Annotated in this window: 15 protein-coding genes and 1 tRNA gene; 13 read left to right on the plus strand and 3 right to left on the minus strand. The window is 32.5% G+C overall.

The features are described from left to right. Positions 1-76 precede the first annotated feature (76 nt). The 6 genes from AC23MC_RS06880 (at position 77) to AC23MC_RS06905 (ending at position 12,478) form a co-directional block, all read left to right on the plus strand. Positions 77-3,010, plus strand: coding sequence for a SusC/RagA family TonB-linked outer membrane protein (locus AC23MC_RS06880; protein ID WP_487567666.1), 2,934 nt, complete (start codon positions 77-79; stop codon positions 3,008-3,010). An 11-nt stretch (positions 3,011-3,021) separates the two neighbouring features. Continuing rightward, positions 3,022-4,638: a RagB/SusD family nutrient uptake outer membrane protein gene (locus tag AC23MC_RS06885; protein WP_487567667.1), complete on the plus strand. Its 1,617-nt coding sequence runs from the start codon at positions 3,022-3,024 to the stop codon at positions 4,636-4,638. A gap of 24 nt (positions 4,639-4,662) precedes the next feature. Continuing rightward, the gene (locus AC23MC_RS06890; RefSeq protein WP_487567668.1) at positions 4,663-5,655 is read left to right on the plus strand and encodes a SusE domain-containing protein; all 993 of its coding nucleotides are present in this window, start codon (positions 4,663-4,665) and stop codon (positions 5,653-5,655) included. Between the two features lie 17 nt (positions 5,656-5,672). Continuing rightward, positions 5,673-6,452, plus strand: a complete 780-nt coding sequence (locus AC23MC_RS06895; protein WP_487567669.1) for a SusE domain-containing protein — start codon at positions 5,673-5,675, stop codon at positions 6,450-6,452. Between the two features lie 190 nt (positions 6,453-6,642). Continuing rightward, entirely contained in the window at positions 6,643-9,549 is a 2,907-nt protein-coding gene (locus tag AC23MC_RS06900; protein ID WP_487567670.1) for an alpha-amylase family glycosyl hydrolase, read from the plus strand. 112 nt (positions 9,550-9,661) lie between these two features. After that, positions 9,662-12,478, plus strand: coding sequence for an AsmA family protein (locus AC23MC_RS06905; protein WP_487567671.1), 2,817 nt, complete (start codon positions 9,662-9,664; stop codon positions 12,476-12,478). Between the two features lie 53 nt (positions 12,479-12,531). Here the strand turns inward: AC23MC_RS06905 and AC23MC_RS06910 are convergent. Continuing rightward, positions 12,532-12,604, minus strand: a tRNA-Phe gene (locus tag AC23MC_RS06910). A 123-nt stretch (positions 12,605-12,727) separates the two neighbouring features. Here AC23MC_RS06910 and AC23MC_RS06915 point away from each other — a divergent pair. From AC23MC_RS06915 to AC23MC_RS06945, 7 genes are all read left to right on the plus strand, one after another. After that, a complete protein-coding gene (locus tag AC23MC_RS06915) occupies positions 12,728-13,462 on the plus strand; it encodes a type III pantothenate kinase (protein ID WP_487567672.1) in 735 nt (244 codons plus the stop codon). After that, positions 13,455-14,708, plus strand: a complete 1,254-nt coding sequence (bamG, locus tag AC23MC_RS06920; protein WP_487567673.1) for a BamG family beta-barrel-assembly machinery protein — start codon at positions 13,455-13,457, stop codon at positions 14,706-14,708. Before AC23MC_RS06915 ends, bamG begins: the two co-directional genes overlap by 8 nt. Positions 14,709-14,726: 18 nt before the next feature. Further along, positions 14,727-16,082, plus strand: coding sequence for a tetratricopeptide repeat protein (locus AC23MC_RS06925; protein WP_487567674.1), 1,356 nt, complete (start codon positions 14,727-14,729; stop codon positions 16,080-16,082). Between the two features lie 12 nt (positions 16,083-16,094). Further along, positions 16,095-16,640: an LPS export ABC transporter periplasmic protein LptC gene (gene lptC, locus AC23MC_RS06930; protein ID WP_487567675.1), complete on the plus strand. Its 546-nt coding sequence runs from the start codon at positions 16,095-16,097 to the stop codon at positions 16,638-16,640. A 62-nt stretch (positions 16,641-16,702) separates the two neighbouring features. Next, the gene (locus AC23MC_RS06935) at positions 16,703-16,894 is read left to right on the plus strand and encodes a hypothetical protein (RefSeq protein ID WP_487567676.1); all 192 of its coding nucleotides are present in this window, start codon (positions 16,703-16,705) and stop codon (positions 16,892-16,894) included. Positions 16,895-16,900: 6 nt separating this feature from the next. After that, complete coding sequence (locus AC23MC_RS06940; RefSeq protein ID WP_487567677.1) at positions 16,901-18,172, plus strand: hemolysin family protein; 1,272 nt, start codon at positions 16,901-16,903, stop codon at positions 18,170-18,172. Between the two features lie 164 nt (positions 18,173-18,336). Next, positions 18,337-20,439 (plus strand): peptidylprolyl isomerase, encoded by a 2,103-nt coding sequence (locus tag AC23MC_RS06945; protein ID WP_487567678.1) that lies wholly within the window; start codon positions 18,337-18,339, stop codon positions 20,437-20,439. Positions 20,440-20,492: 53 nt separating this feature from the next. Here the strand turns inward: AC23MC_RS06945 and AC23MC_RS06950 are convergent, their stop codons facing one another. Continuing rightward, entirely contained in the window at positions 20,493-21,404 is a 912-nt protein-coding gene (locus AC23MC_RS06950) for a GYDIA family GHMP kinase (protein WP_487567679.1), read from the minus strand. A 6-nt stretch (positions 21,405-21,410) separates the two neighbouring features. Then, positions 21,411-22,727 (minus strand): hydroxymethylglutaryl-CoA reductase, degradative, encoded by a 1,317-nt coding sequence (locus tag AC23MC_RS06955; RefSeq protein WP_487567680.1) that lies wholly within the window; start codon positions 22,725-22,727, stop codon positions 21,411-21,413. Positions 22,728-22,828: the final 101 nt, after the last annotated feature.

Consider the following 22,828-nt stretch of genomic DNA (forward strand, 5'->3'; position numbering starts at 1 on the left):
CAAAAATTTTACTTAAATTTAACATTCGAAGTCAAAAATACAAGCAAAAACACAATTTTTAACCTAAACAAACTGTATGAAAACAATTTCTAAAAAGTTGTTATTTTTATTGCTACTACTGCCGCTAAGTGTGCTGGCTCAGAGCACTGTAAGTGGCGTTGTGATTGACAAATCGTCTGGACAACCCCTGCCGGGAGTAAACGTAATTATTAAAGGTACCACTAAGGGTACTACAACCGATTTTGATGGTAAATATATGCTGTCAAATGTAAAAAGCGGTGAAGTGATCGAGTTCACTTATGTAGGTTTTACTACACAAGATGTTCCTTACACTTCGCAAAAAACAATTAATGTTTCCCTTGAAGAGGAAGCGGCCAAGTTAGATGAAGTAGTCTTGGTTGGTTATGGTTCTGTTAAAAAGAAAGATGCTACAGGATCGGTTACAACCATTACTACGGAAGATTTTAACAAGGGAGCAAACGTAACTACCGAAAATTTGTTGCAAGGTAGAGTTGCTGGTTTGGCTATTAATACTTCAGGAGCACCAGGTTCGGGTTCTGAAATTAGAATTCGTGGTGGGTCTTCGCTGTTTGCATCTAATGATCCACTGATAGTAATTGATGGACTGCCAATTGAAAATTCAACAGGAACAGGTTCAACTTCTTTTTTAGCTTCTTTGAATCCTAGTACGATTGAATCTTTAACTGTTTTAAAAGATGCCTCTGCTACAGCAATTTATGGTTCTAGAGCTTCTAATGGTGTAATTTTAATTACAACAAAAAAAGGAGGAAAAGAATTGGCAGTTGATTACAATTTTCAATACGGTTCAGGTAAATTGGTTGATAAAATAGATGTTTTTTCAGCTAACGATTATAGAGCCCTTATTCAAGAAGTTAGACCTCAAGATGTGTCAAGATTAGGTAATGCTAATACTGACTGGCAAGATGAAATTTACAGAAGAACTGATTTTGTTGACCAGAATTTATCATTAAGAGGTAATTTATTTGGAGCAATTCCTTCAAGATTAACAATAGGAAACACATATCAAGAAGGATTAAGATTAACTAATAAATTTAATAGAAGTACAGTTGGTCTTTCTTTAAGCCCTTCTTTATTGAAAGATCATTTAAAGTTTAGAATTAATGCAAATTATGCAAATGAAAAAAATAGATTTGCAGATGCCGTTGAAGGTTCAGCTTTAGCATTCGATCCTACACAACCTGTTTATGATAATAATTCGATTTATGGAGGTTTTTTCGAATATTATAACCCTTCAAATGGTGAATTGACTACACAGGTACCTAGAAATCCTGTTGCTCAATTATTGCAAACTTATGATAAAGGACTTAACAATAGATTTTTTGGTAATATAGAAATGGATTATAAGTTTCATTTTATTCCGGAATTAAAAGCTGTTGTAAACGTAGGTTTTGATGAATCAATTGGAGAAAGAACTAAAGTTGCTGGTACTGATGTTGCAACTTCTGGATCACTTAACAATATACCTTTTGGAACAAATGAGTTTACTAGAGGTTACAGAAAAAATAAATTATTAGATGCTTATCTTAATTATAATAAGACTTTTAATAATTTAGTTTTTGATGCTACTGCGGGTTATTCATACCAAAAATGGGATTCTTACACTTATGTGACGGGTAATTTAAATGATCCTAACTTACCAACAGGTACAACAGGTTTTCCTCAAACAAACGTTGATTTTGATCGTGTAAACATTGGTTTTTTTGGAAGAACAAACTTCAATTTGTACGATAAATATTTATTGACGTTTACTTATCGTAGAGATGGTTCATCTAGATTTGATGAAGAAAATAGATGGGCAAATTTCCCTGCAGCAGCATTTGCATGGAAAGTTAATCAAGACTTTTTTAAAGACAGTAAAACTATCAGTGATTTAAAACTTAGATTAGGTTGGGGTATAACAGGTCAACAAGATATTGGTAACAGAAATGACTTTTTACAACAATATAACATTGGTAGTGGTAGTTCTCAATATGTATTTGGAGAAACTCCTTATCCAATCGCAGTGTCTGCTAGACAAAGTAATAATTTAAAATGGGAAGAAACTACTACCTATAATGCAGGTATCGATTTTGGACTTTTTAACAACAGGATTACAGGTTCAATAGATGCTTTTTACAAAGACTCTAAGGATTTATTAGCCGATGTAGCTACAGCAGATGGAAGTAACTTTTCAAACAGAGCATGGCAAAATATTGGAAATTTTACAACAAGAGGTATTGAATTGTCGTTAAACTCTGATGTAATTAGACAAGAAAATCTAAACTTAAATTTAAGCTTTAATGCAACTACTTATCAAAGAGAAATTGAACAATTAGATGCTCAATTTATAATAGTAGGTAGTAATATTGCAGGTACAGGTACACAAGCCCAAGCTCATTTTGTTGGATTTAGTCCATCTTCATTTCTTGTTTATAAACAATTATATGATACTAACGGAAGACCTATTGAAGGAGCATTTGCCGATTTAAATGGAGATAGTGTTATTAATTCTGAAGATAAATACATCTATAGAAATCCAGATCCAAAATTGATTTTAGGATTTGCTTCAACTTTAAATTACAAAAATTTTGATTTCTATTTCAATCTAAGAGCAAATTTGGGTAATCGAGTATTTAATCAAGTAGACGCAAGTAGAGCTCAATATAATTTGTTAAATACCGGTGGTACTATTGGAAATATACCAACATCGGTTTTGGAAACAGGTATAATCAATCAGAATGATAGAAATGTATTGTCTGATATGTATGTGGAAAATGCATCATTCCTAAGAATGGATAATATAACTTTGGGGTACACTTTCCCTAAATGGTTAGAAGGCAAAGCATCATTAAGACTATTCACAGGTGTGCAAAATGTATTTGTATTAACTGATTATTCCGGTTTAGATCCTGAAATAACAGGTGGTGTAGACAGTACTATTTACCCAAGACAAAGAAGTTTCTTGTTTGGGGCTAATGTTAAATTTTAAAAAAAAAAGTTATGAAAAAATTAAAGATTATTTACTTACTCCTAACGTTTGGAGTAATTATGTCTTGTACCGATGATTTAAATGTTGCTTCTGAAGATCCCAGAACAGTAACTCCAGAAATTCTGTTTACATCAGTACAAGGTTACAAACAAGCTTTAGCCGGCGTTTATGGTAATTTATCATTAACAGGCACAGGTGATGCAGGGAGTTCATTTTTACAAGGAATTGACGCAGGTACAAGTCAATTTGGTAGAACTTTATGGTATTTACAAAATTTGACCACTGACGAAGTGGTTTGGACCTATGAGAATGATGAAGGTGTTGCAGAGTTGCAAAGAAACACTTGGACGGCTACGAACCCTATAGTTTTAGGATTTTTTAGCAGAACTATGGCAGAAGTTGCTTTTGCAAACGATTTTCTAAACCAATCAACTCCAGAATTGCTTGCAACAAGAGGAATTACAGATCCAGAAGATGTTGCAGAAATTGAAATTTTTAAAGGAGAAGCAAGAGTATTAAGAGCTTTGGCATATTATTACATGATGGATGTTTTTGGAAAAGCTCCTTTTGTAACAGAAAATGATCCAATTAGTTTTAAAGGACCAGAATATAACAGACAACAGTTGTTTGAATTCGTTGAGAGTGAGTTGATAGCAGTAATTCCAACCCTTAAAGATGCAAGAACAAATGAATACGGAAGATTAGACAAAGCAGTTGCTCAAATGATTTTAGCAAAAATGTACCTAAATGCAGAAGTATATATTGGAACATCAAAATATGCTGAATGCATGACACAATGTCAAAATATTATAGCAGGAGGTTACGCTTTAAATACAAATTATTTAAATAACTTTAAAGCAGATAATCATACCTCTGGAGAAATGATTTTTACATTGCAATCAGATGGTGTAAGAACACAAAACTATGGTGCAACAACGGTAATTATCAACGGTCAGATTGGATCTCTTGAAGCAAACGCCTCTGAATTTGGTGTTGGCGGTTGGGGTGGTGCTCTACGTTTAAGAAAGCAATTAGTTCAAAAATTTGACGGAGATGCTTTTTCCAATGACGTGAGAAACACATTTACAGATAACAATGGAGCACGACCAATTGACATTGCTGTAATTACAAATGCTGCACAAGGTCATATTCTAAATAAGTTTTCTAATAAAACTGTTGCAGGTGTGGCTGGTTCAAATTCAACTTTTGTTGATACTGATTTTCCTTTATTCAGATTAGCAGATGTGTACTTAATGTATGTTGAAGCTCAAATGAGAAAAGATGGTGCAACAAATGGAAGTAATGTTAAAAATGCAAATGCTCAATCTATTGGATACATCAATGATTTAAGAGTAAGAGCGAATGGTGGTTCATCTAGTGCGAACGTGGCGGCAGGAGACGTAGATTTGAATTTTGTACTTGATGAAAGAGCAAGAGAATTGCATTGGGAAGGTCATAGAAGACAAGACCTTGTTCGATTTGGTAAATTTACAGGTGGTAGCTATAATTGGGCATGGAAAGGAAATATTCAAAACGGGACGTCAATTTCTGATAATTTGAAAATTTTTCCAATTCCTGCAAATGCAATAACTGCAAATCCAAATTTAACTCAAAATCAAGGATATTAATAATCATTTTATAAAGAAATAAACATGAAAAAAATTTCAAAACTTTTATTAGTGCTTTTTGGGCTAATAATTATATCATGTTCAGATGATATTCAAGACATTGAGGCTACAACACCAGCAGAAGGTATTTCATTAATCAATCCTACATCTAGTTTTAATTCTATCTTAGATGGTAGCAAATTAAACCAATTAGCAACAACTTTTGTTTGGACAGATTCAGACGCAACTAGCGACTCTTCAACTACATATACTGTTGAAGCAGCTCTTGGAGGTACAGATTTTGCTTCTCCAATGACTATAGGAACTGCTACGGAATTGTTTTTAGATGTTACAATTGGTACTTTAGATTCAACTGCAAAAAGTTTAGGTATCGAACCACTAACAGAAGGTGTTATTGACATTAGAATTAAATCTACAAGTTGGACTTCCAATGTAGTTTCAATTAAAGTTACACCTTATCAACCTAACTGGGGTATAATAGGTAGTGCAACTCAATATGGTTGGGATAATAGTACTGCCATGACATACAACCCAATGAATGGAAAATATTCTATTTCAGTTTATCTTTTAGACGGAGCGTTTAAATTTAGATTAGACAACAGTTGGGATACAAATTATGGCGATACTGGAAATGATTTATCTTTAGATGCTGGAGGTTCAGATATTCTTGTAACGGCTGGTAATTATACAATTGTGTTAGACTTAGACAATCTAACCTATTCTATTACTCCTATTATAGACGCATGGGGAATTATTGGAAGTGCTACACCAACAGGTTGGGATAGCGACACACTTTTAGATTATGACTCAACTACAAATACATATTCAATTGTTATGGATTTAGTTGAAGGAGCATTTAAGTTTAGATTAAACCAAGATTGGGGAACTAATTATGGGGATAGTGGGAATGATTTAACGTTAGATTCTGGGGGTTCTGATATTCCTGTAACCGCTGCTGGTAAATATTATATTACAATTGATTTTACTGGGTTAACATATACCATTACACAACTATAATTTTAAAGTAATTAATTATGAAAAATATATTAAAATTTCTAATTCTAAGTATTGGTCTCTTTACGCTGTCATGTACAGATGATGTTGCCGATACAGAAAGAGAATCTATTAACACAGATGTTGCACCTGTTTTACAATCACCTGGAGATGGCTTTTCAATGGTTCTTGAAAATGAAAATGCAAGCGATTTTGCTACATCTTTTGTTTGGGACTATGCAGCATACACAGGAACGTCTACCGTAGTGAATTATGCTATTGAATTTGATGCAGCAGGAACAAATTTCGAATCACCAACCGTTGTAGCTAATTCAACCACCAAATTCAAAGAGTTCACTGTTGGCGAATTAAATCAAGCAGCTTTAGATGCTGGTTTTGTTCCATTTACGGAAAGTAGTATTGATGTTAGAATAAAGTCTACTGTTGGAACAACCGGAGTTAGTACTCCACAGTATTCAAATCATTTCACAATCACTTTAACACCTTATCCAGCTTGGCCAAATTGGGGTATAATCGGAAGTGCTACACCAACAGGTTGGGATTCTGATACTAATTTAGACTATGATTTGGGCACCAAAATTTATTACATAACGATGCCATTAATCGAAGGTGCATTCAAATTTAGATTGGATGATAGCTGGACAACTAATTATGGAGATAATGGTAATGATTCAATAATGGAGTTAGGCGGAGCAGATATTCCTGTAACTGTCCCAGGAACATATCTTATTAAAGTAAATTTTGGAACTGAAGCTTCTGATGGAATTCAGCCTAAAAGTTATACTATGACTTTACAATAAAAAAAAACTATATTAATTTTCGGAGCTGTTGTAATTTGTTGAAAAGAGGGCAATAAATAAATTTTACGAATAATGATTTAATAATGAAGGCTTCCTTTTAAGCTTAGTTTAAAATCTAATTTGTAGAAATAAATAAAAGCACTATCAATGAATTGCAATAACTCCGAAAATATTTAATAAAATTTGAACTATGAAAAAGATTTTACTATTTTTATTAACCTTGCCAGTTTGCGTTTTTGCTCAACAACAAACAGTAACATATTCTATAAATCCATCACCTACTTTCGAAGGAACAGACGCATTGACTATAACAGTAAATGGTTCATCAATAAATGAAGGAACCTGGGGAGTTGCAAACAATCAATTATATGCCTGGGTTTGGGCTTTAAATAGCTCAAATGCTAACATTCCTTATTCCGGAAATGGAATTTGGGAAAATTCAGACAACAGTAAACTGATGACCTATAATTCTTCAAATGACACTTATTCATTTACTTACAATCCAGGTGTCTTTAACTTTTTTGGAAGTACAGAAGTTGCAAAAGTTGGCTTTTTAATTAAAGCAAAAGACGGAACAGGTAATAAAAAGTCACAAGATATTGTGCTAAATGTTGGCTCGTTTCAAGTTACATTGTTAAATAACATTGTGGCTGGAGGAACACAGCTTTTTACAACTTCCTATACTGTTTCAGCAAGACATACTGGTAGTGCAGCAAATTATGTATTAACAAGAAACGGAACGGTCATAAATACACAAAATAACTTGCCGGCTAGTTCGGGAAGCCCAAGTTATATTTTTTCAGATGCTTCTGCAGAAAACATAAACAATTATACTTTGGCGGTTACACAAAGCGGTTCAACAAAAACTTATAATTTTTCTGCAATTAAAACGATTAACCCTTTAAGTGAAGCATTGCCGTCTAATTTACAAGATGGTATTAATTATAATGATTCAGATTTAACCAAAGCAACGTTAGTGCTTTCTGCTCCAAATAAAGACTTTGTATATGTTGCAGGTAATTTTAATAATTGGGAACCAAATTCTAATTATGCCATGAAAAAAGATCCTACAAGTGGTAAATTTTGGCTTGAAATTAATGGTTTAAATCCTGGAACTTTTTATGCTTATCAATATTGGGTTTGTGATAATACAAGTGTACCTGCCAACTCACCGAGAATTGTTAAAACGGCAGACCTTTATTCAACCTTAGTTTTATCGCCTTTTGATGATGAAGAAATTATTGCTTTAGGTAAATTTCCTAATTTGCCAGATTATAATACAATAGCTCCAAATCAGCAAAGAGAAGTTACCGTTTTACAAACAGGTCAAACACCATACAACTGGAGTGATGCTACCTTAAATTTTGTAAAACCAAATAAAGATAATTTAGTCGTATATGAAGTTTTAGTAAGAGATTTTGATGCTGATCAAAGTTACCAAGATTTTATTGATAAAATAGATTATTTTAAAGATTTAGGGATTAATGCAATCCAATTTATGCCGGTCATGGAATTTGAAGGTAATAAAAGCTGGGGATATAATACCTCATTCCATTTAGCTTTAGATAAATTCTATGGAACTCCTGCAAAATTTAAAGAATTGGTTGATGTATGTCACCAAAATGGAATAGCAGTTATTTTAGATGTTGCATTGAACCATGCGTTTGGTCGAAATCCGGGAGTAAGAATGTGGATGAGTGACCCAGATGGCGATGGTTGGGGACCTCCAGCAACAGATAATCCATATTTCAATACAACCGCAAGACATAGTTATAGTGTTGGCGACGATTTTAATCATCAGTCCGCATTAACACAATACTACACAAGAAGAGTTATTCAACAATGGATTGAAGAATTTAAAATCGATGGTTTCCGTTGGGATTTAACCAAAGGGTTTACACAAAATTGTACCGCTGGTGATGAAGGCTGCACCAATTCCACTCAGCCTGATAGAGTACAGGTTTTAAAAGACTATGCAGATTATTCATGGAGTTTAGATTCTAATCACATCGTGATTTTTGAACATCTAGGTTCTGACGGAGAAGAACAACAATGGGCAAATTATAAATTAAATGAAGGTAAAGGTATTTTAATGTGGGGCGAAATGTTCACACAATACAAAGAACTTGCCATGGGTTATACAGGCCAAAACATCAACAGAATGGGGCATGTAAGCAGAGGTTTCGCTGGTAAACGTTTAATCGGATATCCAGAAAGTCATGACAAAGATCGTATGATGTATGAAGCTATTACATACGGAAGCAACAGTGGTTCTGCACCTGTTAGCGGAAACTTAAATAATGCTCTAGCCAGAATGGGAGCCATTGGAGCAACTAGCATATTAGTGCCAGGGCCAAAAATGATTTGGCATTTCGGAGAACTCGGAAACAATCAATCTATCTATACTTGTGAAAACGGAACAGTTAATGATGAAGGAGGTACCCCACCAGGCGATTGTAAATTAGATTCAAAACCACAAGTTCAATGGTCAGAAAATTGGCTTTCAGACCCACGAAGAACAGCTATTTATGATGATTGGTCCAGAATGATTAAATTGAAAATCAATGAACCAGTATTCAATGGTCAATATGCAATTAGTCCTGATGGAAACAATAGTAAACAAAGAATTTATATAGAGGATTTATCTTTATCTGGTCAACTTAACAGAGTGGTAATTTTAGCAAACTTCTCAGTTAATACAGAAAACATTAACCCTAGTTTTCCATCACTTGGAACTTGGTATAACCTAATGGATGATACACCAATTAATGTAACAAATGCTACAACACCTATCAATCTTCAACCAGGTCAATTTCGAGTATACGGAAATCAACCTTCAACCTTGTCAACCAATAATTTTGAAATGAATACAAACGTAACGTTGGCTCCAAACCCAACTTCTAATTCGTTTACTATTTCAGTTGCAACAACAAAAGTTGAAATTTACTCTGTAACAGGACAATTGGTAAAATCATTCAACAATTCGTTTGATAATAATTATTCTTTTGATGTTACGGATTTAAACAAAGGAATATATTTTGTTAAAGCTGCCGATCAAAACGGAAGTGAAAAAACAATGAAATTACTTAAAAATTAATATTTAGAGTTAGTTAATTATATTACAATGCCATTAAACCCAGTTATTTAGCTGGGTTTTTTGTTTTTTTAGAGCTATTGTAAATTAGATTTGAATATTTTAATTTCGTGCTATGAAAAAGCCAATTAAAACAACCGTTTTAAAAGTTCTAAAAAGAATAGGAATTACCATAGCCATTTTATTGTTATTACTGGTTCTAATGCCTACACTTTTTCCAGAAACTATAACCAATAAAGTTAAATCATTTGCAAACGAAAAGCTTAATGGAGAATTAAGTTTCAAAGAAACAAATCTTTCCTTTTTTACTCATTTTCCTTCTCTAACACTATCATTGGAAGATTTTTTGTTAAAAGGTTCAGCTCCGTTTGAAAAAGATACGTTAATTTCTGCCAGAGAAATTGCATTCGGAATTAATGTAAAATCAATTTTTTTTGGTGAGAAGATTAAAATTGATAAAATTTTTGTGTCAAATGGATTTATCAATGTAAAAGTTAACAAAAAAGGGCAGCCCAATTATAATGTATATATTTCAGAAAGCAAAGAAGAGTCAAAAGATTCAACTTCTGCTTCTATTAAATTAGAGCGTATTGACATCAAAAAAATGCGGTTGGTTTATGATGACCAATCTGCTAAAATGCTTATCAAAGCCAAAGATTTCAATTATGTGGGAAAAGGAGATTTGCATGAATCTGTATTCGATCTAAAAACAAATGCTCAAATTGCAGGTTTTGATTTTTCGTTTAATAATGAAGAATATTTAATAAATAAAAATGTAAACGCCGAACTCATTACAAAAATAAACACCAACTCTTTTGCCTTAATTTTTGAAGAAAATAACCTCAAAATTAACAAACTTCCCGTTGAATTTAAAGGAAAACTTGACTTCTTAAAAAATGGTTACGATTTAGATTTTAATGTGAAATCACAAAACAGTAAACTTAATGATTTTTTTACGGCCTTGCCACCGCAATTCATTACTTGGCTAACCAAAGCAAACATCAAAGGAAAAACTGATTTGCTTTTTTCGTTAAAAGGGAAATACATTGCAGAGGAAAATAAAAAACCGGATATTCACTTTAATATGAAAATTAGAGATGGATTTATCTCATACAACAAAACACCATTTCCTGCGGAGAATATTTTTCTGAATTTTGACACAAAATTACCTTCTTTAGATACAGAAAAGCTGGTTTTAAAAATAGATTCCATCTACTTTGATGTTGGAAAAGATTTTTTCAACGGAAATCTAAAAGTTAAGGGTTTGTCAAGTCCAAAGATTGATGCCAGAATTCGATCAAAATTAGATTTAGCCAAATTAGATCAGGCTTTAGGAATAGAAAATATGGATTTAAAAGGAAGTTTTTCTGCCAACATAGTTTCCAAAGGAGAATACAACAAGCAACTTAAAAAATTTCCAATAACAAAAGGTAATTTAGAACTTAAAAATGGTTTTGTAAAGTCACTTTATTATCCAAATCCTATAAAAAACATACAATTTAAAGCTTTGGCAAATAATGAAACTGGTGAACTTAACGACTTGGCTTTATTGATTTCTCCTGCAAAATTAGAGTTTGAAGGAAAACCCATTGATGTGTATGCATCGCTTAAAAACTTTGACGATATTGTTTATGATATCAAAGCAAAAGGCGAATTAGATATTGAAAAAATATACAAAGTATTTTCGCAAAAAGGAGTAGGCGTGACCGGTTCTGCCAAAATGGATGTGGCTTTTCAGGGCAAACAAAGTGATGCAACAAATGGAAAATACGCTAATTTGAATAATAAAGGAACACTTGAACTCAAACAAATTAAAATTAATTCAGAATTTTTACCAAAATCATTTATAATCAATGAAGGGTTGTTTTTGTTTAATCAGGACAAAATGAATTTCAATAATTTTATCGCATCCTACGGGCAGTCTGATTTTAAAATGAATGGGTACATGCAAAATGTCATCAATTTTGCTCTTTCTGACAATGAAATTTTAAAAGGCAGTTTTTCTGTTGATTCCGATTTTATTCAAGCAAATGAATTCATGGCTTTTGCCAATGAAACGCATGAAGAACCTGATAGTACAACTCAAAATGGTGTGATTGTAATTCCATCTAAATTTGATTTTACTCTTAATGCTAACGTAAAAAAAATCAATTTTGATGATTTGAATATTGAAAATTTGAGTGGAAAAGTAACTATCAACCAAGGAAAATTGTCTCTGCAAAACACTACTTTTTCTTTAATTGGCACAAAAGTGAATATGGATGCGGTTTATTTTCATGAAACGGCTACCCGAGCTGATTTTGATTATAAAATTAAAGCTTCCGATTTCGACATAAAACGAGCTTATAATGAAATTGCACTATTTCGTGAAATGGCTTCTGCGGCAGAATATGCAGAGGGAATAGTTTCATTAGATTATAAAATTGCAGGAAAATTAGATGGGAACATGACGCCTGTTTTTCCTTCGTTAGTTGGAGGAGGAACACTTTCTGTGAAAAATGTAAAGATGAAAGGATTTAAACTATTCAATGTAGTTAGTCAAAAAACCGAAACAGATGCTCTGAAAGATCCTGCTATTTCCAAAATAGATATCAAAACAACAGTAAAAAATAATTTAATTAAAATTGAACGTTTCAAATTCAAAGCAGCCGGATTTAGACCTAGAATTGAAGGCGAAACCAGTTTTGACGGAAAAATTAATTTGAAAATCCGAATCGGTCTTCCACCATTAGGAATCATCGGAATACCAATAAAAGTCACCGGAACTCAAGAGAATCCAGAAATTGGAGTAGGAAAAAAAACTGAAGATTTAGAAGAAACTGAATATTTGGAAGGAATGGAGTTAGTAAAACCCGAAGTCAAGACAATAACTCCAAGTGTTTCTGATGAATTGAAACCTCAAACAGTGAAAGATTCGATAAAAACGGATTAAATCAGAATATAATAAAAAAACAAAAAACCCGAATATTTCTATTCGGGTTTAAGTGGTACCTCCAGGGATCGAACCAGGGACACATGGATTTTCAGTCCATTGCTCTACCATCTGAGCTAAGGTACCTTTTAACAATTTAAAGCATTACTGCTTGTTGATTGCGGGTGCAAATATAGAACGATTTTTATTTTATACAAAACAATTATTAAAAAAAATCTATTCGTACCTTCGTCCACAGAAATATAAAGTATGGTTTTAGTTGTTGATATAGGAAATACACGAATAAAATGTGCTGTTTATGAGGGTGATACACTCATTGAGTTGTTTGTGTTTACCGACAAAGAAGCTGAAAATAAAATTCAAAATATTTTTTCAGTATATCCAAAAATCACTGATTTAATTGTTTCTTCTGTTGGAAAAGGCTTGAATTTCGATTTAAAATCATTTTCAAAAAAGACAAATGTTCATGTTGTTTCCCATCTTGATTCTTTTCCTTTCCAAAACAACTATGCCACACCAAAAACATTGGGAATTGATAGAATGATCCTTGCAACCGGTGCAACGCTGTTATTTCCCAATCAAAATCGGTTAATTATTGATGCAGGAACTTGCATAACCTATGACTTTGTTGATGAAAATAATAACTATTGGGGCGGAGCAATTTCACCAGGATTTAGGCTTCGGTATGAATCTTTGCATCAATTCACAGCAAAATTGCCGTTACTGACATTTGAAGAACCCGAAAGTTTAATAGGAAATTCAACAAATCAATCCATTCATTCCGGAGTGGTAAACGGAATAATCTCTGAAATCGATGGCTTTATAGACCGTTATAAACAGGAAAATAAAAACTTTACCATAATTTTAACGGGAGGAGACACTGTTTTTTTGGCAAAAAGATTAAAAAATACCATATTTGCCAATTCAAATTTCCTTTTGGAAAGTTTGAACCAATTTTTTCAATATAAAATCGAAAATGATTAAAAAAATTCTAATAAGCTTTTGCTTATTTTTTTCAGCAATTAGCTGGGCTCAGGAGGGAACTTCTTCACCCTATTCTTTTTATGGAATTGGAGATGTCAAATTTAAAGGTGCTGTAGAAAATCGTTCAATGGGTGGTGTCAGTGTTTTTAGCGATTCTATTCATGTAAATTTACAAAACCCAGCCTCTTTTTCACATTTAAAATTCACTACATTTACAATTGGTGCAAATTATAACAATGTAAAATTAAAGACAGAAACACAATCTGAAAATGCAACCCGAACAACTATAGATTATCTAGTTGTTGCAATGCCTATATCAAAAAAGTTTGGAGCGGCTCTTGGTCTTCTTCCTTTTTCTTCAGTTGGGTATAAAATTGAAAACGCTAACGAAGATACATCACAAACCAGTTCAAGATATTTTGGAGAAGGTGGTGTAAACAGATTTTTTGGTGGTTTGGGATATAAAATTACTGACAATTTGAGCATTGGTGCCGATATAAATTATAATTTTGGGAGCATATCAACTAATTCAATCGATTTTATTCCCATTGTTCAGTACGGAACAAGAGAATTAAATTCTAGTAGAGTTAATGGTGTAAATTTCAATTTTGGAATGATGTATAACCGAAAAATAACCGAAAAAATGACTCTTTTTGGAAGTATGGCCTATTCTCCGGAAAGTTCTTTGAATATTGATAATGAAAGAAATATAACTACAGTTTTAGTGGCAGAAAATTTTAACTTTGTGCCGCAAGAAGAAGGAATTACTCAAACAAGTACTTCTAAACTCAAATTGCCATCAAAATTTGTGTTTGGAGTTGGAATTGGAGAAGTGCGAAAATGGATGATTGGAACCGAATTTACAATGCAACAATCAAGTAATTTTGGTAATCGTTTTAATGATATTGATAATGTTGATTATGAAAATTCAACAAAATTTAGCTTAGGCGGATATTATATTCCAAATTATAATTCGTTTAATAAGTACTTAGAAAGAGTAACTTATAGAGCCGGATTTAACTATGAAAACACAGGTTTGATCATAAACAATGAGTCAATAAATAATTATGGCATAACTTTTGGTTTAGGTCTACCACTTGGAGGAAGTTTTTCAAATATCAATGTAGGATTTGAATTTGGTAAAAGAGGAACAACGAATGCAGGTCTAATTGAAGAAAACTATTCCAATGTGCATATAAGTTTATCATTAAATGATAGATGGTTTGTTAAAAGAAAATATGAATAATACAGAAATTTTATAACTATGAAAACTAAATTAATTATTGTATTTGCGTTTCTAATAGGAATGATGAATGGAAAGGCTCAGAACGCCGCTGATTGTGCAGAAAAATTATCCATTTTTAATGAGCTTTGTAAAGCAAAAGACTTTGCAGCAGCCTATGAACCATGGATGTATACTCGTAAAAACTGTGCTTCTTTTCACGAAGCAATTTACATCAGAGGAGAGCAAATCTTAAATTATCGAATTGAAAATGCTAAAACTCCTGCTGAAAAAGAAACAGAAGTTCGTGATTTGATAAAAATGTATGGTGAATACGACACGCATTTTCCTAATAATAATAAAGGAAATAAAGTGAGAAAATCAATGGCTTTATTCGAAAACAATGTTGGAACTCCAGATGAAGTGTATCAATTGGTAGAGGATGCTTTTAAAAATGATAGAGCAAACTTTTCAAACGCAAAAGCTTTATATGTTTATTTTGAAATATATGTAAACGATTTTGAAGCAGGTAAAAAAGGAATCAAACTTCAAGATTTATTCAACAAGTACGATGAGATATCTGACAAAATTGATGAAGAAGAGAAAAAGCTTTCTGACGAATTAGATGCAATTTTGCAAAAAGAAGAAGCTGGTACAGAGTTAACAAAAAAAGAAGCCAGCGTTAAAAATGCAAATCAAATCAACCTAGATGCTTTTCAAACCATTAGAACAAGCATGGATGCCAAAATCGCTCAGTTATCAACTTGTGATCGCTTGGTTCCATTTTTAGGAGGAAGTTTTGAAGAGAAAAAAGGTGATGCAGAATGGTTAAGAAGAGCGGCAGATCGTTTAGACAAAAAAGGATGTGCTTCAGATCCGTTGTTTTCAAAAATTTCAGATGCATTGCATGCTTTAAACCCAACTGCAGAGTCTGCTTATAATTTAGGTGTTTCTTTTTATAACAAAAAGAATACAGCAAAAGCATTAGAGTATTTTAATCAATCGGCAGAATTGCAAAAAGACAATACCAAAAAAGCAACTGTTTATTACACAATTGCTAGAAATATCTACGGAAGTAGCAACAAATCGCAAGCAAGATCTTATGCAGAAAAAGCATTAGCAGCAAAACCATCTTTTGGTGAAGCACATGTGTTTATCGCACAACTTTATGCAAATAGTGCAAACGATTGTGGGAATGATCCTTTTGAAAAAAGAGCCATTTATTGGTTAGCCGCTCAAACTGCAAGAAAGTCAGGAACCGCAGCTGGAAATGCAGCAGCAGCATCCTATGAAAAATTAGCTCCATCAAAAGCTGATATTCACTCAGCCGGCAGAGCTGGACAATCTATCCGCTTTAGTTGTTGGGTAGGAAGAAGCGTTACAGTTCCTAATTTATAGTCTATGCTTCGCATGCATAAAATAATCAATATCAGTGTCACAGTTTTTACTGTGACATTGTTTTTTGGTTGCCAAAGCAATTTTAAAGATATTCAACGAATCAATGTTTCAGAATTTATGGCTTCCGGCGAAGCAGATTCTGTTAATCTTAAATATACCGATTCCGGCAGAATTAAAGCAATAATGGTAAGTCCGAAAATGTTGAATTATGGAACCGTTCTTTATCCATTTACAGAGTTTCCTAAAGGAATAGAAGTAACATTGTTTGATCAAAATGGCAAAAAAAATTATATCAGGTCTGATTATGCTATTAAATTTGATGGAACGGAAATTATCGATATGCAAGGCAATGTAAGAATGACATCTGAAGGAGGTCAATATCTAGAAACCGAACAATTGTATTATGACCAAAAGAGCGAATGGTTTTTTACAGAAAAAAAGTTTAAATTTACAGACCCCAATAAAGGTGAAACACAAGGTGATGGTTTAGATTTTAGTAAAGATTTTAAACGAATAAACTTTCAAAAAGTTTCCGGTGTAATTAACGAAGCAGAATAAATTAGTTTGAATTAATTGTTCTCAGTGAACAGACAACCAACAACCGATAACAAACAACAGACATGACTTACTTAAAATACATTCAATATTTTTATCTTTTTGCAGCCGGATTTTTTATATATCAAGGATTTGCTAATTTGAATTCTGAAGAAAAAAGTCCGTGGTTAATGTTCTTTTTTGCAGCGATGGCCATTTTTATGTTCTTTTTTAGAAGACGGTTTTTGAATAAAATGGACAATCGAAACAAAAAATAAAACCTCATGGAAATCAGTATAATTTTAATTTGTTTACTGCTTTCGGCGTTTTTTTCCGGAATGGAAATCGCATTTGTTTCTTCTAATAAAGTTTACCTCGGTATTGAAAAATTACAAGACGGTTTTGTTCCAAAAATTTTAACCAAAATCACCCAAAATCCGTCTAAATTTATTGCCTCAATGTTAGTTGGAAACAATATTACATTGGTTATTTACGGATTTACAATGGGCGATTTAATCATCAAACTAATTTATCCGGAGTACATAAACAATGATGATTTGCCATTTAAAATTCTACTTATTCAAACGTTGATTTCTACTGTAATCATTTTAATTACAGCAGAATTTTTGCCAAAAGTGTTTTTTCAAATTTATGCAAATACTTTTATTAAGATTTTTGCTGTTCCGGCTTACGCTTTTTATCAATTGCTTTATTATATATCTTCTTTCGTAATTTGGATTTCAGATTTTTTTCTTAGAAAACTCTTCAAAACCGAAGGAGATGAGGCACAACTTTTCTTTAGTAAAGTAGAATTAGGAAATTTTATTTCAGAACAAATGAATTCTGTAGAAGATCACAATACCGTCGATTCTGAAATTCAAATGTTTCAAAATGCTTTAGAGTTTTCCGGTGTTAAAGCTCGAGATATTATGATTCCTAGAACCGAAATTTCTGCTGTAGAAATTCATGATTCGGTTAAAGAATTAAAAACACTTTTTATTGAAACAGGTTTTTCTAAAGTAATGGTTTTTCAATCCTCATTAGATGATATAATTGGTTATGTGCACTCATTTGAATTATTTCGAAAACCCAGAACAATCAAATCTGTCATGATTCCGGTAGAATTTGTTCCCGAGACAATGTTTATCAAAGATGTGATGAACCTCTTAACCAAAAAAAGAAAAAGTGTTGCTATTGTGTTAGATGAATATGGCGGAACTTCCGGGATGATTACCATTGAAGATATTGTAGAAGAACTTTTTGGAGAAATTGAAGATGAACACGATTCTGATGAAACACTTATTGAAGAACAATTGAGTGAAAAAGAATTTAGATTTTCAACTCGTTTAGATGTTGAATATATTAATGAAGTATACAAATTAAACATTCCAGAAGATAATTCATATTCCACTTTGGGTGGATTTATTGTAGATCATGTGAAGGAAATTCCGCAAAAAGGTGATATAATTGAAATTGATAAATTTCAGTTCTTAATTGAAGAAGCTTCGAACAAAAAAATCGAATTAGTAAAAATGATAATTGACTATTCCGATTAAGATTGAACAACCTTTTATGCAAGCATAAAAGCGAATATTCTTCTTTATTCATCGTCATTATTTTTTACTACATAAAAAATCCACAAAATATATTAAATTCTTTATAATTATTTCCCAGATAATTGTATTTTCGCAAACTGAAATAAAATTAAACACAAATAGAAATGGCGATTTTAGGAAAAATTAGACAACGTTCATTTATTCTTATAGTGATTATTGCATTAGCATTATTCTCTTTTGTATTAGCAGATGTAATTCAAAGTGGCGGTTTTAGCCAAACTTCAAACAATGTAGGAAGCATTAATGGAAAAGATATTCCGTTTGAAGAGTTTAGAATGAAAGTTGGAAATGTAGAAAAATCTGGTCAAGGAATGTCTAACATACAAGCTGTTAATCAAGTTTGGAATCAAGAAATTAACCTTGCTTTATTATCGGAAGAACTTGAAAAATTAGGAATCAGAATTGGTGAAAATCATTTAATCGAAACATTGAAATCAGATCCTAATTTTGGTCAAAATCCTGCTTTTCAAAATGAATTAAAACAATTTGATATCAATAAGTATAGAGAATATATCAAATCAAGTTCAAATCCTCAAGAAGTTGACTATTTTGAAAATGTAGAAGAAAACGCAAATATTAATGCAAAATATCAATTGTATAGCAGTTTGGTTAAATCTGGGTTTTTTACAACTCAAAATGACGCCAAATTCAAATATAATTTAGAAAACAAAAAAGTTACATTCGATTTTGTTGCCGTTCCTTATTCTTCTATAAAAGATAGCGATGTAAAAGTTTCTGATGCAGAAATTATAGATTACATGAAAAAGAATGAGAAAAAATATAAATCAGATGAAACACGTGAAATTGAATTCATAGTTATTAAAGATGAACCATCTGAAAGCGATAAAAACGAAATTAAAAATAAATTAAATTCACTTTTATCTCCACGTGTAGTTTATAACAAGGAAAAAGATGCAAATGATACTATTCCAAGTTTTTCTGCAACAACAGATGCAATTAAATTTGTAAACGAAAATTCTCAATTTCCTTATGATTCAACCTATATCGGAAAAACTGATTTACCAGCAGAACATGCAGAAGCTATTTTCAATTTAGCAGATGGTCAAGTGTATGGTCCATATCAATATGGAGAATATTTTGCTTTGAGCCGTTCTATGGGAAGAAAAGCAGGAGCAAAAGCAAGAGCAAGTCATATCTTAATTAGTTTCACGGGTTCAAAAGCTCAACCAAAAGAAGACAGAACCAAAGAAGAAGCAAAAGCGAAAGCAGAAGGAATTTTGGCAGAAGTTACTGCAAATCCTGAAGCATTCACAATGCAGGCATTTACAGCATCAGAAGATCAAGGTTCTGCTCAAAGAGGTGGAGATTTAGATTTCTTCGGTCCTGGTCAAATGGTTCCAGCTTTTAATGATTTCGTTTTCAACAACCCAATTGGAAAAGTTGGATTAGTAGAAACTGAATTTGGTTACCACATCATCAAAGTAACAGACAAACAAGATGCTATTCGTTTAGCTACTATTGCTCAAAAAATTGAAGCTTCAGAAAAAACTTCTGAAAATGCTTATACAAACGCTGTGAAATTTGAATTAGCGGCTAATGATAAATCATTTGAAGCGGCTGCAAAAGAGGCTAAATTAACAGTTAATCCATCTGTACGTGTGAAAGCGTTAGATGAAACGTTAGGTCAATACGGCTCACAAAGACAAGTTATTCGTTGGGCTTTTGAAAAAGATACTGATGTGAATGATGTTAAACGTTTTGAATTACCTAAAGTAGGTCACTTAATCGCTAAATTGAAAAAGGTAAATGAAGAAGGTTTGTTAGCCATCGAAGATGCCAGAATTCAAGTTGAACCAATTTTAAAGAACAAAAAGAAAGCTGAGAAAATCATGGCAAAAATGAAAGCAACTTCATTAGATGCTATTGCTCAAGCAAATGCTGTTCAAGTGCAAACCGCTACAGACATTACATTAGAAAATCCGGCAGTAGCTTCTGCAGGTTATGAGCCTAAAGTAGTAGGAACAGCTTTTGGAACTGGAGTTAATAAAATTTCTGCTCCAATTGAAGGTAATGCAAGTGTGTTTGTGGTAAAAACTACCAAAGTAACAGAGCCTTTGCCAACCAAAGATTATACAACTCAAGTAAATACTTTAAAATCTCAAAACGCTTCTGCAGTAGGTAGAGTTTTTGGAGCATTAAAAGATAAAGCAAAAATTAAAGATAATAGATTCCAGTTTAATTATTAATTCAAACTGAACTAATAGAAAAATCCCAACCTTTTCGAAGTGTTGGGATTTTTTTATTTTAGAATCATTTCGTCGTAACGAAGAATAGTTTCAAAACCACGTTCTTTAAAATAACCACTAGGATCATTTTTTGAAACCACAAGCACAAAATCTCCGCCCCAAGCTCCTAAACTCTTAATTACACCTTTAAAATCATAAAAAAAGGCTTCTTTGATAGTGATGGTTTCTAAAACTTCGCTCATTATACTTTCATGTTTTTCCATATCATAAACAAATGACTTTAAATCGGAAGAGGAAAGGACAGAATTTGTAATCTTATTTATTTTTTCAATAGTTTTTCCAATGTTATGCTGATTGTTGATGTAATTGGCAATTGCCGATTTACTACTTTGTTTTCTGTTTAAATAAACAAAATACAAGTTGTTTCGAAATTCCGGATAAAATTCAACTGTCTTAAATTGCGGTTGATTGTTTACTAACTGATAAACGATTGGCGAATCTCTTTTTGCACAAGCGATATCATAACCACTTCCGCCAAAACTTCGGTTTAACAATTCAAAAGCATCAATGTGTAACCATTGCCCAATGTTGTTGATTAATGTAGAAGAAGTACCCAAACCCCAATTTTTTGGAAAAGTCAAATTGGTTTCGATGTTAAAACCATTTTTATCTAAAAAATCCGGATTCATTTGAAAAGCTTCGTTCAAAATTTCCAACAACGTATTTCGAACTGAATTTTCAGCATCAAAAGGTTTGTTGATGATTTCGTCAAACGTAAATTCATCTTCAAACCAAGTGCTTCCGTCTTGATCAAAACTTTTCCATAGAATTTGCTTTGATGGAATTGGTTCAACGCTTAAATTCTGTCCAAATTTCGTTGGTAAAGCTAAAGCTAAAGCTCCGTCTAGTACAACATATTCTCCGGTTAAGAGTAATTTTCCGTTGCTGTAAAAAGTTTGTTTCAAGGTGATTTATTTTCTAATTTCCTCCAAAAATCCCGCCACAGAAGCGTGTGAAATCGTATTGTCTTTAAAATACTCCGCTACTTTTATTCTCTCTTCAGCCGTAGCATGATATTGATTTAAAATATTGTTGATGTGCATTTTCATATGACCTTCCTGAATTCCTTTAGTGGTCAATGATCGCAATGCGGCAAAATTTTGAGCCAATCCAACAGCAGCAACAATTTGCATTAATTCGCGAGCCGATGGTTTTTCTAAAATTTCTAAATTTAATTTCACTAAAGGGTGTAACGAAGTTAATCCGCCAACGGTACCTAACGCTAACGGAATTTCTAACCAAAATTTAAAAATGCTGTTTTCAATTGTTGCGTGTGATAAACTGCGGTATTTTCCATCGCGAGAAGCATACGCATGTGCTCCGGCTTCCACGGCTCTAAAATCATTTCCTGTTGCTAAAACTATGGCATCGATTCCGTTCATAATTCCTTTATTATGTGTCACTGCTCGATAAGGTTCAATTTGTGCAATTTGAACGGCTCGCACAAACTTCTCGGCAAATTCTTTTGGGTTTTCGATTTGTTTTTCGGCTAATTCTTCAATTGGACAAGAAACTTCTGCACGAACAATACAATTTGTAACATAATTTGACAAAATACTCATCACCACTTCAATGTTTTTTTCTTCTTCCGAAAAAGAATTAAAAGATTGAGCTTCTTGTTTCAAGGTTTTAGCAAATTGTTCCAAACAAGAATTGATGAAATTCGCACCCATACTGTCTTTGGTTTCAAAAGTAGCGTGCAATTGATAGTAATTTTCTAAATCAGCGGTTTTGTCATTCAAAATTATATCCACAATTCCACCACCACGTTTTTGCATATTTTTAGTGATGCTTTCCGTTTCTGAATAGAATTTTGGTTTCGTTTGATTAAAAAAATCTACTAATTTCGATTTATTTCCTTTATAAATAAAATGAACTTGTCCGATTTTTTCGGTGTTCAAAACCGTCGTTTTAAATCCGCCACGTTTCGACCAAAATTTTGCAGATTTAGCCGCTGCTGCCACCACTGAACTTTCTTCAATCACCATCGGAACGGTATAATTTTTTTCGTTAATGTTGAAATTCGGTGCAATTCCCAACGGTAAATAAAAATTGGAAATCGTATTTTCGATGAATTCGTCGTGCAATTGTTGCAGTTTTTCATCTGAATTCCAATAGTTTTTGACTAATGAAATGGCTTCTTCAGGTTGTGAAAAATACTGCTTTGCAATCCATTCAATTTTTTCAGCTTTGGATAATTTAGAAAATCCGGAAATTTCGTGGTTCATTTTTGTTGCTTATTGTGGTGCAAAGATAATGAAGAAAAAATTTTAGAGCGGTTTTTCAAAATGATAATAAGATTCTTTTAATTCCAAACCATTCAAAATTC

The sequence above is a fragment of the Flavobacterium sp. T50_26 genome, from assembly GCF_057652995.1.

What these genes read in the sequence shown, in the direction of transcription:
- AC23MC_RS06880 (WP_487567666.1), top strand. Translation starts at nt 77, where the DNA reads ATGAAAACAATTTCTAAAAAGTTGTTATTTTTATTGCTACTACTGCCG.
- AC23MC_RS06885 (WP_487567667.1), top strand. Translation starts at nt 3,022, where the DNA reads ATGAAAAAATTAAAGATTATTTACTTACTCCTAACGTTTGGAGTAATT.
- AC23MC_RS06890 (WP_487567668.1), top strand. Translation starts at nt 4,663, where the DNA reads ATGAAAAAAATTTCAAAACTTTTATTAGTGCTTTTTGGGCTAATAATT.
- AC23MC_RS06895 (WP_487567669.1), top strand. Translation starts at nt 5,673, where the DNA reads ATGAAAAATATATTAAAATTTCTAATTCTAAGTATTGGTCTCTTTACG.
- AC23MC_RS06900 (WP_487567670.1), top strand. Translation starts at nt 6,643, where the DNA reads ATGAAAAAGATTTTACTATTTTTATTAACCTTGCCAGTTTGCGTTTTT.
- AC23MC_RS06905 (WP_487567671.1), top strand. Translation starts at nt 9,662, where the DNA reads ATGAAAAAGCCAATTAAAACAACCGTTTTAAAAGTTCTAAAAAGAATA.
- AC23MC_RS06915 (WP_487567672.1), top strand. Translation starts at nt 12,728, where the DNA reads ATGGTTTTAGTTGTTGATATAGGAAATACACGAATAAAATGTGCTGTT.
- bamG (WP_487567673.1), top strand. Translation starts at nt 13,455, where the DNA reads ATGATTAAAAAAATTCTAATAAGCTTTTGCTTATTTTTTTCAGCAATT.
- AC23MC_RS06925 (WP_487567674.1), top strand. Translation starts at nt 14,727, where the DNA reads ATGAAAACTAAATTAATTATTGTATTTGCGTTTCTAATAGGAATGATG.
- lptC (WP_487567675.1), top strand. Translation starts at nt 16,095, where the DNA reads ATGCATAAAATAATCAATATCAGTGTCACAGTTTTTACTGTGACATTG.
- AC23MC_RS06935 (WP_487567676.1), top strand. Translation starts at nt 16,703, where the DNA reads ATGACTTACTTAAAATACATTCAATATTTTTATCTTTTTGCAGCCGGA.
- AC23MC_RS06940 (WP_487567677.1), top strand. Translation starts at nt 16,901, where the DNA reads ATGGAAATCAGTATAATTTTAATTTGTTTACTGCTTTCGGCGTTTTTT.
- AC23MC_RS06945 (WP_487567678.1), top strand. Translation starts at nt 18,337, where the DNA reads ATGGCGATTTTAGGAAAAATTAGACAACGTTCATTTATTCTTATAGTG.
- AC23MC_RS06955 (WP_487567680.1), bottom strand. Translation starts at nt 22,727, where the DNA reads ATGAACCACGAAATTTCCGGATTTTCTAAATTATCCAAAGCTGAAAAA.